Annotated in this window: 19 protein-coding genes; 4 read left to right on the forward strand and 15 right to left on the reverse strand. The window is 25.1% G+C overall.

Annotated elements, in window-relative coordinates:
- Position 1 precedes the first annotated feature (1 nt).
- The 10 genes from AVENP_RS13160 to AVENP_RS13205 all read right to left on the reverse strand — a co-directional run bounded on the left by AVENP_RS13160 (position 2) and on the right by AVENP_RS13205 (position 6,987).
- Complete coding sequence (locus AVENP_RS13160) at positions 2 to 355, reverse strand: hypothetical protein (RefSeq protein WP_128359720.1); 354 nt, start codon at positions 353 to 355, stop codon at positions 2 to 4.
- Entirely contained in the window at positions 327 to 812 is a 486-nt protein-coding gene (locus AVENP_RS13165) for a hypothetical protein (RefSeq protein ID WP_172664319.1), read from the reverse strand. The genes AVENP_RS13160 and AVENP_RS13165 overlap by 29 nt, the downstream gene beginning before the upstream one ends.
- Before the next feature lies 1 nt (position 813).
- Positions 814 to 1,320 (reverse strand): hypothetical protein, encoded by a 507-nt coding sequence (locus tag AVENP_RS13170; protein WP_128359721.1) that lies wholly within the window; start codon positions 1,318 to 1,320, stop codon positions 814 to 816.
- Positions 1,321 to 3,399 carry a type IV secretory system conjugative DNA transfer family protein gene (locus AVENP_RS13175; RefSeq protein WP_128359722.1) on the reverse strand — a complete coding sequence of 693 codons (2,079 nt, stop codon included), beginning with the start codon at positions 3,397 to 3,399 and terminating at the stop codon, positions 1,321 to 1,323.
- A 1-nt stretch (position 3,400) separates the two neighbouring features.
- Positions 3,401 to 4,243 carry a hypothetical protein gene (locus AVENP_RS13180; RefSeq protein WP_128359723.1) on the reverse strand — a complete coding sequence of 281 codons (843 nt, stop codon included), beginning with the start codon at positions 4,241 to 4,243 and terminating at the stop codon, positions 3,401 to 3,403.
- Positions 4,243 to 5,112, reverse strand: coding sequence for a GumC domain-containing protein (locus AVENP_RS13185; RefSeq protein WP_128359724.1), 870 nt, complete (start codon positions 5,110 to 5,112; stop codon positions 4,243 to 4,245). The genes AVENP_RS13180 and AVENP_RS13185 overlap by 1 nt, the downstream gene beginning before the upstream one ends.
- Positions 5,113 to 5,115: 3 nt before the next feature.
- On the reverse strand, positions 5,116 to 5,469 hold the full coding sequence (locus tag AVENP_RS13190; protein WP_128359725.1) for a hypothetical protein: 354 nt from the start codon (positions 5,467 to 5,469) through the stop codon (positions 5,116 to 5,118).
- Positions 5,470 to 5,479: 10 nt separating this feature from the next.
- The gene (locus AVENP_RS13195; protein ID WP_128359726.1) at positions 5,480 to 5,860 is read right to left on the reverse strand and encodes a hypothetical protein; all 381 of its coding nucleotides are present in this window, start codon (positions 5,858 to 5,860) and stop codon (positions 5,480 to 5,482) included.
- Entirely contained in the window at positions 5,850 to 6,632 is a 783-nt protein-coding gene (locus AVENP_RS13200; protein ID WP_128359727.1) for a P-loop NTPase family protein, read from the reverse strand. The genes AVENP_RS13195 and AVENP_RS13200 overlap by 11 nt, the downstream gene beginning before the upstream one ends.
- Positions 6,633 to 6,780: 148 nt before the next feature.
- Complete coding sequence (locus AVENP_RS13205; protein ID WP_128359728.1) at positions 6,781 to 6,987, reverse strand: helix-turn-helix transcriptional regulator; 207 nt, start codon at positions 6,985 to 6,987, stop codon at positions 6,781 to 6,783.
- 168 nt (positions 6,988 to 7,155) lie between these two features.
- Between AVENP_RS13205 and AVENP_RS13210 the strand changes: the two genes are divergently transcribed.
- From AVENP_RS13210 to AVENP_RS13220, 4 genes are all read left to right on the forward strand, one after another.
- A complete protein-coding gene (locus AVENP_RS13210; RefSeq protein WP_128359729.1) occupies positions 7,156 to 8,316 on the forward strand; it encodes a hypothetical protein in 1,161 nt (386 codons plus the stop codon).
- Between the two features lie 1,417 nt (positions 8,317 to 9,733).
- Complete coding sequence (locus AVENP_RS16025; RefSeq protein WP_268907627.1) at positions 9,734 to 9,862, forward strand: hypothetical protein; 129 nt, start codon at positions 9,734 to 9,736, stop codon at positions 9,860 to 9,862.
- A 292-nt stretch (positions 9,863 to 10,154) separates the two neighbouring features.
- Positions 10,155 to 10,451 carry a hypothetical protein gene (locus AVENP_RS13215; protein WP_128359730.1) on the forward strand — a complete coding sequence of 99 codons (297 nt, stop codon included), beginning with the start codon at positions 10,155 to 10,157 and terminating at the stop codon, positions 10,449 to 10,451.
- Between the two features lie 170 nt (positions 10,452 to 10,621).
- Entirely contained in the window at positions 10,622 to 10,930 is a 309-nt protein-coding gene (locus tag AVENP_RS13220) for a hypothetical protein (RefSeq protein ID WP_128359731.1), read from the forward strand.
- A gap of 86 nt (positions 10,931 to 11,016) precedes the next feature.
- Here the strand turns inward: AVENP_RS13220 and AVENP_RS13225 are convergent, their stop codons facing one another.
- The 5 genes from AVENP_RS13225 to AVENP_RS15920 all read right to left on the reverse strand — a co-directional run bounded on the left by AVENP_RS13225 (position 11,017) and on the right by AVENP_RS15920 (position 15,869).
- Positions 11,017 to 12,489 (reverse strand): hypothetical protein, encoded by a 1,473-nt coding sequence (locus tag AVENP_RS13225; RefSeq protein ID WP_128359732.1) that lies wholly within the window; start codon positions 12,487 to 12,489, stop codon positions 11,017 to 11,019.
- A gap of 28 nt (positions 12,490 to 12,517) precedes the next feature.
- On the reverse strand, positions 12,518 to 13,708 hold the full coding sequence (locus AVENP_RS13230; RefSeq protein ID WP_128359733.1) for a Fic family protein: 1,191 nt from the start codon (positions 13,706 to 13,708) through the stop codon (positions 12,518 to 12,520).
- Positions 13,709 to 13,884: 176 nt separating this feature from the next.
- On the reverse strand, positions 13,885 to 15,195 hold the full coding sequence (locus tag AVENP_RS13235) for a tyrosine-type recombinase/integrase (protein WP_228201895.1): 1,311 nt from the start codon (positions 15,193 to 15,195) through the stop codon (positions 13,885 to 13,887).
- A 140-nt stretch (positions 15,196 to 15,335) separates the two neighbouring features.
- On the reverse strand, positions 15,336 to 15,623 hold the full coding sequence (locus AVENP_RS13240; RefSeq protein WP_128359734.1) for a YciI family protein: 288 nt from the start codon (positions 15,621 to 15,623) through the stop codon (positions 15,336 to 15,338).
- A gap of 60 nt (positions 15,624 to 15,683) precedes the next feature.
- On the reverse strand, positions 15,684 to 15,869 hold the full coding sequence (locus AVENP_RS15920) for a hypothetical protein (protein WP_228201896.1): 186 nt from the start codon (positions 15,867 to 15,869) through the stop codon (positions 15,684 to 15,686).
- Positions 15,870 to 16,009 lie beyond the last annotated feature (140 nt).

Below are 16,009 nucleotides of genomic sequence, written 5' to 3' on the forward strand. Positions count from 1 at the left end.
GTCATTTAAAGAATAATGCAAAAAGTAAAAAAACAATAACTATCATCAAATAGACAACTTTATTATTGCTTTTTGTTTTTTGATTATTCAACATCTTTTCAAACTCTAATTCGAACTCTTCCATTGATTTTGAGATACGAGCGTTTATTTCTAGTTCACTTTGAGAGTTCAATTTTGCTTTTTGCTCACTTGCTTGTAAAAGGATTATCTCTTGAATCTCTTCCATGATTTCAAATATATCTTTTATTTTTGACTCATAAATATCAAGCTTTGAGACAACTTGTTTAATTATCTCTTGACCTAAAGCTTCATGTAAAACTTCTAAGTTATCTCTCTTTTTCTCTTGAGAACTCATGCTCATTTCCTTTTATATTTTCTGCTATATTTTGAGGATTGATATATTTTTCGAACTTTTTGTCGTCAAAAATTTCATATAAACTATTGTTATCCAAAAACTCTTTTAGATCATGGCTTTCAGCTTTTTCAATAATATTAATTCTTTCTCCAACTTGCTCGAAGAAATCGTTAATCAATTTCTCTTTTTCTGTTGTAATTTCATTTTGATTTTCTAATCTATTTAGCTCTTTTTTTGCTAATTGTTTTTTAGTTAGATAATAAATATCAGCTAAAGCCATTAGTCCAAAAATATCATGATTAGACTCTTGTATCTCTTTTAATTTAGAAGAAAAGATTTTATAGTCTTCATCTTTTGTATCTATTTGTTTTAAAAGCTCTTTTTTTGAGTTTTTTGTTCTTTCTTGCATATCTTTTATTTTTTGAATAAAATCTATTTTTTTAGCGTTTGTTAGCATTTTATAATCCTTTCTCTCTCCATCTTTTTTCTCTATCTCTTTGTTTTTCTTGTTCTATTTCTTTGTGAGTTCTAAAACTTTGCAGTTCTTCTTCTTTTTTAACATCTAAATCATTACCATTAATTACACTTTTAATGGTTGCTATCTCTTTTTTTAGTTGGGCTAATTCATCAACTTTTGAGTCAAGTTGAGAAAGCTTCGAGTTATAATTTTTTAAAAAATCTAAAGCTGTTTGTTCATTGTTTAAATACTCACCTTTGGCTTTTTTTTCTTCAAACTCACTAAACTCTTTTTTTAGTTCATAGTTAGTTCCGTAAACATCTTTTGTTAAGCCATCTTGTTTGAACTCTTTTGTAAAAAGTAATAACTCTAAATCTATAGAATTTTCTCTCATTTGATGAAGAGTTAAAAAATCTCTTGAAGTTCCATATTCACCTTTTCCAAACCATCTTCTAACCTTTTCTTTAAGTTGTTCCCATGGAGTTAATTTAAGTGTTTCTTTTGGCATTTAAACTCCTAGCTCAATTTGTTTTTTTATAATCACATCAACATCTACATATCTGTTTAGAACAACATCATCTTTTGCAGTTTTGTATAAGCTTTTTTGCTTCATATACTTAGCCATAAAAGGTGATGCTATAGAGTTTTTAATTATGTAGCCCTCACCATTTTTAATATTGCTTAACATTTCAGGTTTAAAAAAGTCTTCTTCACTTTTTGAGAGTTTTGAATCTTCGTTGTTATGAGATTTTTTTAGATTTTTTTCTCTTTTCATACTCTCTTCAAGAGTGATTTTTTCAACTTTTTGTACTTTTGAATTAAGAAGTTTTATAAGTTCTACATCTTCTAATTTTAAAGATATAATTGTTTTTACATTTGCTATTATTTGAGAGTTATCAATACTTCCCATCGTCTCTTTTAAATCACTTTGAAATGAAAGAACTGCTCCCATGTATAAACCTCTAATAACTGAGAGTAAATCTCCAATTTGATAGCTTTGATTATTTTTTGTTTTAAGCCATGAGTTAATCTCATCAAGTATTACAAGGGTAGTAGTATCAGGAATAAAATCTTTCCCGCGTCTTTCAGCTAGTAGATTTAAAGTTGATACTAAAAGTTCGGCTAAAATTGGGCTATAGATTTTATTTTGTCCTGGCAAGTTCACTATTACAATTTTATTACTATCTATAGCATCTAAGATATTTAAGTCACTATTTACATTTTTTAGAATTGGTGCGAAAGAATCAAAGAAATTAACTAACTTATCCATCAATCCTTGAGCTACTGAAAGGTCATAGAAAGTTCCACTTCTTTGTGGATATTTTAAACTTACTGCTTCAATACCTTTAATAGTAGTTCCACTCTCTGTTACTACTCCATTTAAGTATGTTTCTTTTAATTTTTCCCAATCTGGTACATTCGAAAGCATAATTACAACATTTTTTAATTCATTGTGAAATTGGTTTTTTACACTACTATCTAAATGAGAAAGTGAACTATTATTTTTACTTTCAACTTCAATAATTTTAATGAACTTTGAATATAACTTAGTGTTAATCTCATTTTTATTTGTTTCATAAATCTCATCAAAAATTAGTAAAAACTTGATTAATAAATCTGTTTCACTAAGAAGCCTATTAAATGAAAAATAGTCCAGTTTTACTAAATGTTTTTGATACTCTTCAAACTTATTAGTTGAATTAAAAACTTTATCAATTTTTGAAATATCTAAAAAGAAATTTGCATCTCTTAGAGTTAATATTACTTTTAAAAGTGATGATAAGAAAAGTTTTGCTTTTCCATTCCATGAGCCATCATCATTTCCCTCTAAGTCAGCTATACTTGTTAGCATAGTAATAATATCTTTTGAAGCTCCTAATTCAAAAAGATTAATTGTATTTGAGTTAAATTTTCCTCTTTTATCAGGATTCCAGTTTACTATGTGTAAATCAGACAATCTATTAAAAGTTGCGCAAATAGATTGAACTCTTTGAAGCATTGAGTTGTCTGCTTTTCCAAAAATTGCAAATACTCCTGAACCTTTTGATATACTTGATTCTATATACGAATTCAATAATAACTCTGTTTTTCCACCACCAGTAGTAGCCATCAAAGCACAATGCTGTCTTAGAATTGCATCATCAATTAAAACTGGAGTAATTGCATTACTTTTACTTGAAGTTAGTTTTTGAGACGGGATTGTTTTTTCAATTTCATAATCAAATCCAAAAAATTTTCTAACTTGATTGTAAAGAGTTAAAACATCAACATCTTTTTTATGCTTTTTTACAAGCGTTCCAAGATGTATACTGTATTTATTTTTTAAATTATCATTATTTATGAGAAATAGCTCTTTAATCTTTTCATATTTATTTTTGTTTTTTAATAAATTTTTTTGAAATTTAAAAGAAAAGAAATAGATAAAAAGTGCAAATGCGAAGAAGTGAATCTTTAAACCAATACTAAATACAAAAAATAGAATTATCCATAAGCTAGACCAAAAAACTTCGTCAAGTAATTTTTCTTCACTATCATCTATTTTTGTGTAGGTATTAACCCTTATTTTATCACTGTTATTATTTTCCATTTTATACCTCTTTTATATAAAAAATTGCGTGTTTAAGGCTTAAGCTAGAGTATTTATCATGAGAGTAATCTCTTAAGAAATTTAAAAACTCTGTTTCTTCTGGAATTGAAATTTGAAATAATTGGCTGATACTTGGAAAGTATTGATTTTCTTTGAAGATTTCAAATTTTGAAAGAATTAAAAGCTTTAGAGTTTTTACTGTTTTTATCTGTTTTAAATCTTCATTTGAGATTTTCTGATAATCAAAAATATCAGCTTTTATGTTAATGTACTCTATTAATTTTAAATAAAATTGAGTTATTTGAACTGGTTTATCTTGAAGCTTTGAAAACTCTTGCATATCAGCATTAGTGATGTTAATTGTTACATTTTGAATAGTAAAGTCTTTAGGACTGTACTCATAGGTAATTCCACTATAAAAATGTGCATAGTCTTTTATTTTTTTAACCACTCTTTGTACAGGAGAAAGATTAAAAGGAGTGTCTTGTTTTAATTTTACAACTCGCTCATCTACTAACTCCAACTTACGATTATAAAGATAATTTACAACTAAAAAAAATAAAGCTAACAAACTGAAAACTTGAAATTTAAAGCTTGTCTCTATTTGATTTAAACTATCTTGAATTTGTGTATAAATAAGAGTTAAGATATGATTTAACCCCATAGATAAAGCAATTAATGATACTAATATGATTCCTTGTTTTATAACCAAGTTTGTACGATTTGAACGCTGATAGCCTGTTAATTTTTTGTCTTTTGTTAAAGCCCAAAGGATTGATAATAGGATAAAAAAAGTAATGAAAAAAATGTAGTAAAATACTACTCTGTCACTTAGTGGTTGCATTATTTCTCCTTTTGGTTATCGTTTAGATTTTCATAATCTTTGATTAATTGAGACTCTGGCTTATTGTATGTGATTTTATTCCCAGTTGTTTTTTCTTGAAACTCAGTTTTAGAATTTTTAGTTTTATCTTTTAGGGCTTCGATTTTAGATTCTAGTGATTCATTTTCTTTTTCTAAGCCTGATTTTTGAGACTCTATTTTATTTTTTTCAACTAGAAGCTCTAACTCTTTTTTTAAGTTTTGGTTTTCTTCTTTTAATTTTTCAACCGTTGATTTAAGGTTTAAAATGTCTCGTTCAAGCTCAGCGAACAATTTATCTTTTTCGCTTTGAGATAAAGAAGCATCTGTTAAGTCGTTAATTTTTGAATAAATTTTTTTGCTGTGATTTTTTAAATCGTTTATATCTATTTCGATTTTTTCAGCTTTTTTTAAATTTTGCTCAAAAGCATCATTAATAAGCCCAATATTTGGGCTTATTAATGATTTGAATTTATAAAATTGATTTAAAAAATCTGTATTATCTTTTTCTTTTTTTGGTTCGATTTTTACATCTTTACTTTGAAAATTATCAGATTTTAAATCTTTGATTTTTTGCTCTTGCTCTTGAATTTTTTTAGAGAGATTATCTAGCTCGTTTTCATTTTTTAATCCCCACTCTTTTATAAATTGTGAAAAAAAATGTTGCTCTAATTTTTTTTTTGCTTGGTCTTGATTTATTTTATCCTTGTAATTAACTAACCCATTTTTATTAAAAATTTCTTTTACATTTTTTTCGGCTTCTTTTTTTACATTTTCAAAATAAAGTGGATTAAGTTTACCATCTATAATTATTTCTATTTTATTTTTTGATTCTTCTATAATTTTTTTCATTTTTCACTCCAAATTAAATTTATATGTAAAAATTTTAGTGCTGTTACTATTTCTCTTTTCAATTTCATTTTTTTTGAATTTGAAGAAATAAAATTGATACTCGTGAATATCTTCGATTTCAAATTCATTTTTGATTTTTTGAGCCAAAATCTCGACATTGGTTGTATCCCAGTATGTTCTAAGATTTTGAGAATATCCATCTATTACTAGCAGCTGATTTTCTAAATCTATAAAAAAAGGTATTGTCTCTGCACCTGTTACTTTTACGTTTATTTCAATATTTTCATCTTTTAGTTTTAGGTCTTTTTTTACTATTTTTTTAAGATTCTTCTCAAAAAAATCTATTTTATTTTCCATTTTTATTCCTTTATTTCAAAATTATAAAATTTATGCCAGTTGTAACAACTGCAACTATCAACACCACTTTTAAGACAGAGAGATTAAGTATCTTGTCTGCAAGATTTATTATTTTTTCTATTTTTTTAAGCTCTTGATTTTTCCCTAAATCTTCAAGTTTTTGAGAAAGAAATGAAAGATAAAGTGAGTAGTTTTTAATCATCTCTTGCTCATTTTTTGGCTCGAACTTGCTTATCATAAATGTATAATCTTTCATTTCTGAATTTAAATCTTGCAGTTGAGTAATATTATTAATTACCTCTTGATTTAAAACATCGAGTTTTAAAATTGATGCTTTTAACTCTGCGGTAACTCTTTTTGCTTCACTTAGAGTTATCTCATCATTTTGCATTAAGCACCTCGTCTAATACTTGGTGAGCGACATCAATAACTTCTGTTTTGTAGTTTTGAGAATCTTCAAGAATCTCTAGAATAAGACTATATGAATATATTGAGTTCTTATCATTTTTATCAAAAGATTCTAAAAGTTTTTGATTAATGTTCTCTTTTTCTTGCTCATCTTGAGCAAGTTCATAGACAGTTTTCTTAAGCTTTCTGCTTAAATCTATACAATCACTCTCTGGCAATATAATATATGGATATTTATTTAATTCTTTATCTTCAAAAAAATCACCGTATTGAAACTGAACTCTTTTTGGATTTCTCACTCGAGATAAAACAAATAATACTTTTACATTTTTATTCATATCTAATATAATTTTCAGACATTCTTTAGCATTTTTTAAGTCTTGCGAACCGCCAGACATGGGAACGATGAATAAATCAACCATGTTGTACATGTGTGTTGATTTAAGCGATCGTAAAAAATTAGTTGTCGTAGCGTTCCCCCCAACATCCAACACTGTGTTATTTTTATTTTCAGATAAAAATAAATCTCTAACCGTTTGATTTAAATCTTTTGAATTAGAATCTACAATTATTTGTTTTGTCTTGATTTTTGATTTTGAAAATATTTTCGCATCTTGATTTTGATTATCTAACTCCCATAATTCTATTTCTTGACCTTTTGCAAGAAAATAAGTTGATATAATCTGCATAGCAGTAGTAGATTTTGAAGCTCCACCTTTAGATTGAACAACTAGAATATTTTTCTGATTTCTCATTTTTTAATCCTTTTTTAAATTAAAAAAGGTTGAATAATCATTGCTATTATCAGTTATGTTATAATGGCAACGGTTAAAAACTATTACTTATGGTTTTACCACTCTCTCTCTTTTGTTGCTCGTCGAAAAGTTTTTTAAAAGAGGGAGTTTATTTTGTTATTTTTCTTTTTTGTTTTTGTTCTTCAATCCATTTTTGTATCTCCTTTACGCTGTATAGACTATGCGCGAATCCTTGTATAAATATTGGTGTCACAAAATTTCCTTCTTTTATAATTGCATCAAGTTTTGTCTCCCCTATCTTAATGTACTCAGAAAGTACTTCTGTTTTTTTAATCAATTTATCTTCTTTTTCCATTTTATTTCCTTTATGTTAATAGAATATATTTCCACTTATATTAAATCATATTAAATCATATAAGCAGTAATAGAATTATATTCCATTAAACTTATTTAAAACTTAAAATGGTAAAATATTCCATAATAACTTATTAATTTTATAATTTGAAAAAGAAAAAGGAATAATATGCCTGAAAACCATAAACAACCAGAAAGAGGATTTAAACAATTAGCTTGTGAGATTCTTGATATTAGTACTCGAAGCTATTCTAATTTCAGCAAACAGAAACGATTAATAATTACTCTACTAGAAAAATATTTTACTAAAGAAGATTTACAAGAATTCATTGAATTTGGGAAAATAAACAATTTTGAAAACAACAACAGTATTCAAGAGTATTTTATAGAGACAAAAAAAAATAAATATATTCAAAATTTTAAAAATAATCACTCATCATTAAAGTTTGTTGCCGAAAATGAATATATCACAGATTTCTATTTCTATTTTTTAACAAATTTAAAAAACAAAAAAAACTTCTTTTCAACTACAGATTATGAGTATGAATCATATTTTATTGAGAGATACGACTTTAATAAAGCACTCAGTGATTATATATTTGAAAATCAACAAAAAGAATTTGAAAAAAAGAACTTTGAAATAAGACTACTATTTATAAAAGAAGAAAAAGAAGCGGAACATGAATATTTTATAAAAGATATTGAAGAATTTTTTCCTCAACAAAAAAATGAAACAAAAAAAGATGAAATTAAATTAAAGAATAATGATTTTAATTTTGATGAAGAAAAAGAAAAACAAAATTTAATTAAAGAAATAATTGAGCATTCTCAAAAGCAATTTGAACATATATACAATCACTTATCATTTATACAACATTGGGATAATGATATGTATTTTTTCATAAATTTTTTAATTAAAACAGATTTTGAATTATTTATAAATTCTGGCGATGATGAATTATTATATCATGCAATAGGATTTTTGGTTTATTCAAATAATAACTTTAAAGAAGAAGATATTTTATGTGATAATAAAGTATCCGTTGTAAATGAAATTTATGAATATTTTAATAAAAATAAAAATGAAATAAATAAAAAACTAATAAAAGATATATCATCAGATTTTGAAAAATTATATGAGTTTAAAAAATATAAAAAAATTAGTGAATATTTAAAAAAAATAAATAAAGAATTATCTAAAGAGGAAATATACAAAATAATTTCAGAACCTAAAAAATTTGAAAAAATAAGTAAAGAAATAGAAGAATTTGATAGAAATGAATTTGGGAAAGAAATTTTAAAAAATCTAGTAGAAAATATTAAATCCTAACCACCTTTTTTATCTCAGTTGTCCCCGCTTTTCTGATTTAATCTTTCCGTTCGCCTTTGGCTAAGTTCAAATGATATGGTAGGGAATGGCTCAAGAGCGGAGACATCTTGCCCTTATACTACTTTGGATTTAACAAAATAGTACAGGACAAGTTAGTCTAAAAATTTGCAAATGACACGGCTTTTGCAGGACTTTCGCTTACGACTTAAGTAGATTATTGAACAGCGCTTAATCTACGACACAATTACACTAGACGGTTCCCCTTATCTAGTAACCTATATCTTTAATAAATCCAGTATTAGTTCTCATACTAATTTAAAAACCTCTGTTTTATATATTAACTGGTAAATCTATAGGAGTGTCCTTGCTACTGCTTTCGCAGATGAACGGGCATCTCCAAGGTGAATCGTACCACATACACTTCCTCACACCTTGCTGATTTGGTCTCTTATTTGGCTGTGATTGTTTTCGGTGAGTTCATTCTCACCTTGCATAAGTATTTAATTTTATCGCAGGGTTTCACCTTACTGTGCAGTCCTTATACTCTACCGCTTAATAGTTTTTTAGACAATACTTTATCCTCAACACTTAAGTTGATTTTTTTTTGAAAATTTTTTGGATAAAAGCTTGAAATTTATTTAGATATTTGTTAAGATGTCATTACTTTTTTAGCAATTCTTTTAGTCGCCAAACTAACAGGGAAGGATTGCTGAAATACTCCTTTTTTTAGACATAAAAATATTCTCCAACAATTAAGTGGCTTTCATACTTTTACATTTAACATTTGAATTTATTTTGAGATTTGTATTTAAAATTAGAATGTAGATTTGGCAAGATACATATCTAATTAAAATACTTAGAGCTTAGCAAATCTATCGAGCGATAAATCTACCAAGCAGATATGTAGCTTGCCAAGCTCTAAATATTTATAGAGCAAGTATATACGATTTTGTGGGCTTTGTAAATAAAGAGTTTTTATAAAAAGTTTATGTTAGTTTGATTTTTTTTGATTTGATTTGAGAAGTAATCATTTGAAAGATAGATAAATAAACTTAAATTTATAAATTAACTTTTATATTTTATACTGAATTAATAATATAAAGAAAGTGCCTTGTAACAACTGGATTAACTCATTTTTGCTAATAAATTGCCTAGCCAGTTGTTCGCTCATTTTTCTTAACGGATTTTTGTAAAATCCTAAAAAATCGAGCCCTAGAAATAAAATAGATATTAAAAATTAAAAAAAATCTTAGTGAAGCAAAAAGATATTTCTCAGAAGATTGTTAAAGAAATGAAGATGTTAACTTTAGTGAGAATTCACCTGAACAAGATTTATTGAATTTAGTTAATGATTTATGATAAAAATTAAAATTGTGACGCTATATGTGACGCAAGTAATACATCTGATTGTAAAGAGATGACAAGAGCTGATAGTATAGGAAATGTTTTTGCTTGTAAAGATGAAAATGAAGCAAGAAAATTGTGTGCAGAACATGGAAGAAAAGTTTGTGCTAATTGTATAAGGGAATTATATAAAACTATTTAATAAAAATTTGTACTGTAATAAAAACAGAATTTATTGAATCTTTGTAGTGAATTAAGAAAAGTAAAGCTTTATAAATAAAATATAGTAGTTATTTACTTGGTTTAACAATTAAATTGTCTAGACTATTTTTTATAACATACACTATATTTTTTTCTTATTATATGAAATAAAAAAGGTCAAAATGAAGCAAAAATTAAAACTTATATACATTTATTTTATAAAAAAAAGTATATTTAAAATACTAATAAGTATTTTTCTTCTTTACAATTTTTCCTATTATTTTATGTATATTATGAATATAGGGAAAGAAGACTTATTTAAAGACGCTATTTTAGATGACAATTACTGGTTTCAAATGTTAATAAATCTTATTTATTTGCTAATATCTACAGTATTAGTATATGATAAAAAAGCAAAATCATTATTTGATAGACATACTCAAATCAACAAACTTTTAATTGTTTTTATTCTGGGATTTATAATTATGATAAATCAAAGAGACCAATACTTAGACGATGTTAAATTAAAAAAAGATCTTAATGAAATTAGAAATAAATTAAAACAAATAGAAAATACTTTTAATACTTAATTTGTTTTTTCTAATCTTCTAACTAATTTTAATAAATCTTTTTCCGTTAAAATTATATTATTAAATATTTATTATTTATTTTATACAATGTAGTTCACTGATAAACCAGTCAAATATTAAGTCAATTAAAACTGATTTTAAATCATAGTAATTTTAAAAAGGATCTTATGATGCAAAAGATTGAATATAATAAAAGAAAAAGCAAATTTAAAAATATTGTTCTTGAACATTTACGTGCTATGACTATTCCTCAACTAAAGGATGATTTAGAAATTAACTTTACTAAAAATGGTTACAATGGAAATTTAATAATTGAAATTAGTGAAGAAGATTATTTTTATGCAAATTCTTCATTTTCTGATATATCAAGATTTCCTGCAAGAATAAAAGCTACAGCTTCTGCATTAAAGTCACTAAACTTTTTTGGTAAATTCAATATTACTCATTATAATGGTATATTAAGAATTTCCCAAATATAGTATGCTTATATAAAATAAAGTATCAAACATAATTTAATTTAAAAATATATTGATGGGTACTTATTTTATTTCTATCTAAAAAAAATTTATAATTTTAAATTGTTAAATTTTCTTATAGATAAATTTTCCATAATTTTCTTATCATATGAAAAATAGAGTTTTGATTTTTGAATATCTTTTACCTTTTTAATTGTTTTTTGATTTATATTACCAAGACAATCTCTCCAGCTTAATTCTAATGACTTCGTACTATCATTATAAATTAACCAAGATAACATATCGTTTTTTACATCACTATGTTGCAAAGTGGAATTATCTAAAAAAGTAAATATTGTACCCTCTGATAAAGAAAGTTGTATTGCTACAATGTAATATGATCTATCAACAATTTGAAAAAATTTTATTACTTTTAATAGATCTTCTATTTCTGAATTTTTTTTAACTAATTCATTTAATATTTCTATGTTATTAAATAATTTATCAGGAGAATCTAATTTACTGATAATATTCTCATTAATAGTAGAGATATATTTACTATTAAAAAAACTATGTATATCCAAAAAAGCATTATTATGTATTGCACTATTTAAAGTTTTAAATAAAAGGTCATGAACTTGTAAATTTGAATTATCTTCATTCTGTGCTAATATAAAAGCTATTTCTAAAAGTTGATTAGTAAGGTATGAATGTTTGTCAATAAATTCCTTTAATTCAAAAGCATTAGGATCCTCCATAGCTATAAGTTTTATTATTTGACCTAAATGTGACATTAAATAAATCTCATTATTTGGTTTAATTGAGCTGTTATACTTTCTAAGCGTGCTTTTAGCATAGTCTAAAGCAAATTGTTTATTAAATAATGACACTGTTTCAAATGCTGCTACTTTCCATGAATAATTTATATCAGAATTATTCAATACACTAATTGAATAAGGTAACATATTTATTGATTTGTTAAGATTTTCGATTAATGATAATTTTTTATAAGAAGTAAAATTATTGCTATTTAATATGTTCAATATAAAATTTTTTTCTTCAACTTTCTCTTCAAAATTAATGCTATATGGTCCATAACCTAACTTAAGAACTTTTAATCCATCAATAAAGTTGCTTAATAATAAGTCTGGATTAGAGAGATAATTCATTAATTCTGTTTTTTCTTCTAAATTAAGTTCACTTACTCTTACACTATACTCATCTATACTATTTTTTTCTAATTTAATTAAGTTGGCATTAATCATTGTTTCAACTCTAATTTGTTTCATTTCTTTTGAAATTGGAGAATTTTTATCTGAAAAAGTAAGCCAATTATCCATTTCTTTTTGAAAAATATTTTTATAAAAAGTTTCTAAATTATCTCCAGTTGCCCAAGTAACAAAACCAATAAAAATAATTAGTCCTGAGAATAAAGCAAAAATAAATTGTATATAACTATTTATTTTTGATAAAGCTTTTTCTATAATACTATATTCTATTACTTTCATTTTATTTTCAAGTTCATTCAAATATCCCTTACTTTTTTTAATTCTTTCTTCTAATTCATCTAAATCTGAACTCATTTTACATATCCCTTTTATAATATTAAAATTAATTTTCAAATAAATCAGGAATAAGATATCCAGATAATTTACTATTTAATTTAAATCTGAGCTTTCCTCGTGGACTGTTTGTTTCTAAATAATCTTCTTCTAAAAGCTCTTTTACAATAGATATTGCAGTAGGTGCACTTACATCTAAAACCTCTTGTGCTTCTCCTCTCGTTACTTCTCCATGAATTAATAGATGTTCCAAAAGCTTATTTGATTCTTTAGGTAATGGCTTTATATTATGAAGTAAACCTTTTTGTGATAGTTCTACAAATGCCTTTATTTTTCTTGCCATAGAATCTAATTTTAAATATTCACTCATAAATAATACTTGATCCAATGCAATATCTAACATAAACTCTAAAAAAGCCTCTAAACCTTTTAATGTCAAAGGACCTCTTCCATCATTGTATCCATTGAATTGTTCATCTGCTTTTGCTAAAAACTTTCTATAATCTTCTTGATTACGAGCTAAGCCTCTTGATATATTCCATAGACCATATCCTTGAATACCTGAATGAAATAGCAAATAATCTAAATAAAGCCTTGATACTCTACCATTCCCATCATAAAATGGGTGAATATAAGTTAATCGATGATGTGAACACAGAGCATAAATTAATTTCATTGTATGAGTTGAATGTTTAGACTGATTGTATAATGTCTCAAACTCATTGAAACAAGATTGTAATTCATTACTTTCAGGTGGTATATGTTGACCTACTCGAACATATCCTTCTCTTAATTTACCAGGAATCATTTCCACTTCTAAATCACCATTTTTAATATTTAAAGCATACTTCATTTCTTCTTTATTATAAAACACGTTATGGATTTCTAATATTTTTTCTAATGAATATGATGGAGTAGATATATCTAATGTACTTTCAAGATATTTTTGTACTTCAATATGTACTAATGATAATTGTTGCATACTCTTCTTTTTATCATCTTGAGAAAAATCGTTTTTCATTGCTCTTTCAATATCAATTGGATGAGTACCCTCAGATTCAATTTTGTTAGAGTAATATGAATTTATTGTACGTAAATTATCTTTTATTGCATTGATTACATGAATATTTAAATTACCTGTTAACTTAGCGCTTTCAATTATAATACGTTCTGCTTTATTAATTATCTCTTGCTTTAAAGAGTAATGTTCTGTTTGAGGTATAATTGGAGTTGTGTACATTCGTAACCTTTTTATATAAAAAAACTATTTATATTTATCATTTTTTTAATAGTAATTTTAAATCTGTTTATCTAAAAAATATACCATAACCGTGGTATTATGTCAAGTTTATCATATAAATATTTTACAAATATTTTATAAGATTTTTTAAAAACTAAAAGATGCTAATGAATTAATCAATAAACACTCATTTTTAATTTGTCTAACCAATCGGCATACCACTGAACTAGTTCTTTTTTCTCTTCAAAATATTTATATTTTGATTCTCTGTTGTAAGCTGCTTTAGTTTGATTCCTTTCTTTATGAGACAGGCAAGATTCAATAATATCAGAATGAAAACCATGTTCTTTATATAATTCATGTGCTATTGTAGAAAACATACTTCTAAAGCCATGGAAAGTGTGTTTATCTTGATAGCCTAACTTATTTAATGTATTTGATAATGTAGCTCCTGAAACTCCTCTATCATTCTTATATGGAGAAGGAAATACAAATTTACTTTTATGTCTTGAAAAAGGTTCTATTTGTTTTAGTATATAAATTGCTTGAGTTGGTAATGGACAAACAAAATCAACTTTCATTTTCATCTTTTCTTTTGGTATTGTCCAAATACCTTTTTCTAAATCTATATTTTCCCAACACATAAGTCTTATATTATCACTTCTAACAAATACATAAGGAATTAATTTAAATATAAATATTGTACTTATTTCACATCTTAATTTTTCTCCTATTAAGTTTATATCAATAAGTAATTGTTTTATATCCTTTGGTTCAGTTAATGCAGGAAGATGAGTATCTTTTTTATTTGGAACTAAAACAGCATTTTTATCTATATCAGCAATTATATTATGTTCTATATACTCTTTAGTAACTGCATACATATATATTTTATTTATTATCGATAAAAGCCTATGAGCTGATTCTATAATTCCTTTATTTTGCATTTTTTCTAATGCAGTTATAATATTAACTCTTTTTATGTCTTTGATTGCAACACTACCTAACCAATTTGTGATATTTTTTAAAATTCTTGTATTTTGAATAATTGTTGCTTCACTAGAACTTTTTTTTCTTAATTCAATCCATTCATCTACAACATTTTGTAAAGTCAAAGATTCTGAAGCTTTTTTAATTCGTTTTGCTGAAATGGGATTGATATTATTAGTTAATAATTGTCTAGCTTCTTCTCTTTTTTCTCTTGCTTCTTTTAAAGTTACTTCTGGATAAACACCAAAAGACATACTAAGATTTTTATTTCCATATCTAAAATCATATCTCCATACTTTAGAGCCATTAGCTTTTATAATAAGATACAAACCTTTTCCATCTGCTAACTTATTTTTTTTTATTGCTTTTTCATTTGAATTAGATTTTTCTAATTCTTTCTTTAACAGCTCAAATTCTTCATCAGTAGTGTATTTAGCATTTTTAATCTCTGTATCACTAAGAGGTTTTGATATTTTTGGCATTTTTAAGGTACTCATCTTTTAATAATTCTTATAGTACCTGAAATATTACCTAAAAAAAACTTGATTTAGTCTAATTTATTATGATTTAATATGATGTAATGTGAGATTTACAAGTAGAAATAAGCCCTATAAAATGGGCTTATTTGATGTATTATTTAGTTTTTTGGGAGTAATTTCATAGGAACTATCTGGAATTCGTCCATATTCCAAACATTATTTTTTACATATGGCTCATTTTCTAACCATTCATCTAACTCTTCATCAGTTTCAAAATCAATTAATAGTGTAGATCCAACCATAACTTCATCTTCTATTAGTGCGCCAGCATTAATTATTTTTCCCTCAGCCATTAATTTTCTAGCACCATCAATATGAGCTTGTCTTGATTCTAATCTTCTTTCTAGTGCATTTTCATTGTCATAAGCTATTACTAAATATTGCATTAATATCCTTTTTAATTTAATTTTATCATTTTACCATAATATTAAAATGATAAAATTAAACTATGTCAATTTGATTGCAAATAAAAATGTCAATGGATATATTATGACATTAAAGTATCTTAACAAAGGAGTCATAAGAATATTCATTGGAATAATCTCTTCAACTAAATTTCCATTAGAGAGTTTTTTCATAATAAATAATTTAAAACTAATATCTGCAAACTTTACTATAAAAATTGAACTCATCCAAAAACCAAAATTATTATAATAAAAAGATAAATAAATTGTATAAAAAAATGTTAGATGTAACAAAAAATATAGAAAAATATTTTTTCTGAAGAAATTGAAGTTATTATTTAAAAAGCCAAATAAAGAATCAGATTTTT

The organism is Arcobacter venerupis (genome assembly GCF_013201665.1).
GTDB lineage: Bacteria > Campylobacterota > Campylobacteria > Campylobacterales > Arcobacteraceae > Aliarcobacter > Aliarcobacter venerupis.

Bases quoted from the DNA above. Each gene is read 5' to 3' on its own strand.
- AVENP_RS13160 (WP_128359720.1), bottom strand. From the start codon at position 355: ATGAGTTCTCAAGAGAAAAAGAGAGATAACTTAGAAGTTTTACATGAA.
- AVENP_RS13165 (WP_172664319.1), bottom strand. From the start codon at position 812: ATGCTAACAAACGCTAAAAAAATAGATTTTATTCAAAAAATAAAAGAT.
- AVENP_RS13170 (WP_128359721.1), bottom strand. From the start codon at position 1,320: ATGCCAAAAGAAACACTTAAATTAACTCCATGGGAACAACTTAAAGAA.
- AVENP_RS13175 (WP_128359722.1), bottom strand. From the start codon at position 3,399: ATGGAAAATAATAACAGTGATAAAATAAGGGTTAATACCTACACAAAA.
- AVENP_RS13180 (WP_128359723.1), bottom strand. From the start codon at position 4,243: ATGCAACCACTAAGTGACAGAGTAGTATTTTACTACATTTTTTTCATT.
- AVENP_RS13185 (WP_128359724.1), bottom strand. From the start codon at position 5,112: ATGAAAAAAATTATAGAAGAATCAAAAAATAAAATAGAAATAATTATA.
- AVENP_RS13190 (WP_128359725.1), bottom strand. From the start codon at position 5,469: ATGGAAAATAAAATAGATTTTTTTGAGAAGAATCTTAAAAAAATAGTA.
- AVENP_RS13195 (WP_128359726.1), bottom strand. From the start codon at position 5,860: ATGCAAAATGATGAGATAACTCTAAGTGAAGCAAAAAGAGTTACCGCA.
- AVENP_RS13200 (WP_128359727.1), bottom strand. From the start codon at position 6,632: ATGAGAAATCAGAAAAATATTCTAGTTGTTCAATCTAAAGGTGGAGCT.
- AVENP_RS13205 (WP_128359728.1), bottom strand. From the start codon at position 6,987: ATGGAAAAAGAAGATAAATTGATTAAAAAAACAGAAGTACTTTCTGAG.
- AVENP_RS13210 (WP_128359729.1), top strand. From the start codon at position 7,156: ATGCCTGAAAACCATAAACAACCAGAAAGAGGATTTAAACAATTAGCT.
- AVENP_RS16025 (WP_268907627.1), top strand. From the start codon at position 9,734: ATGACAAGAGCTGATAGTATAGGAAATGTTTTTGCTTGTAAAGATGAA.
- AVENP_RS13215 (WP_128359730.1), top strand. From the start codon at position 10,155: ATGAATATAGGGAAAGAAGACTTATTTAAAGACGCTATTTTAGATGAC.
- AVENP_RS13220 (WP_128359731.1), top strand. From the start codon at position 10,622: ATGCAAAAGATTGAATATAATAAAAGAAAAAGCAAATTTAAAAATATT.
- AVENP_RS13225 (WP_128359732.1), bottom strand. From the start codon at position 12,489: ATGAGTTCAGATTTAGATGAATTAGAAGAAAGAATTAAAAAAAGTAAG.
- AVENP_RS13230 (WP_128359733.1), bottom strand. From the start codon at position 13,708: ATGTACACAACTCCAATTATACCTCAAACAGAACATTACTCTTTAAAG.
- AVENP_RS13235 (WP_228201895.1), bottom strand. From the start codon at position 15,195: ATGAGTACCTTAAAAATGCCAAAAATATCAAAACCTCTTAGTGATACA.
- AVENP_RS13240 (WP_128359734.1), bottom strand. From the start codon at position 15,623: ATGCAATATTTAGTAATAGCTTATGACAATGAAAATGCACTAGAAAGA.
- AVENP_RS15920 (WP_228201896.1), bottom strand. From the start codon at position 15,869: ATGAGTTCAATTTTTATAGTAAAGTTTGCAGATATTAGTTTTAAATTA.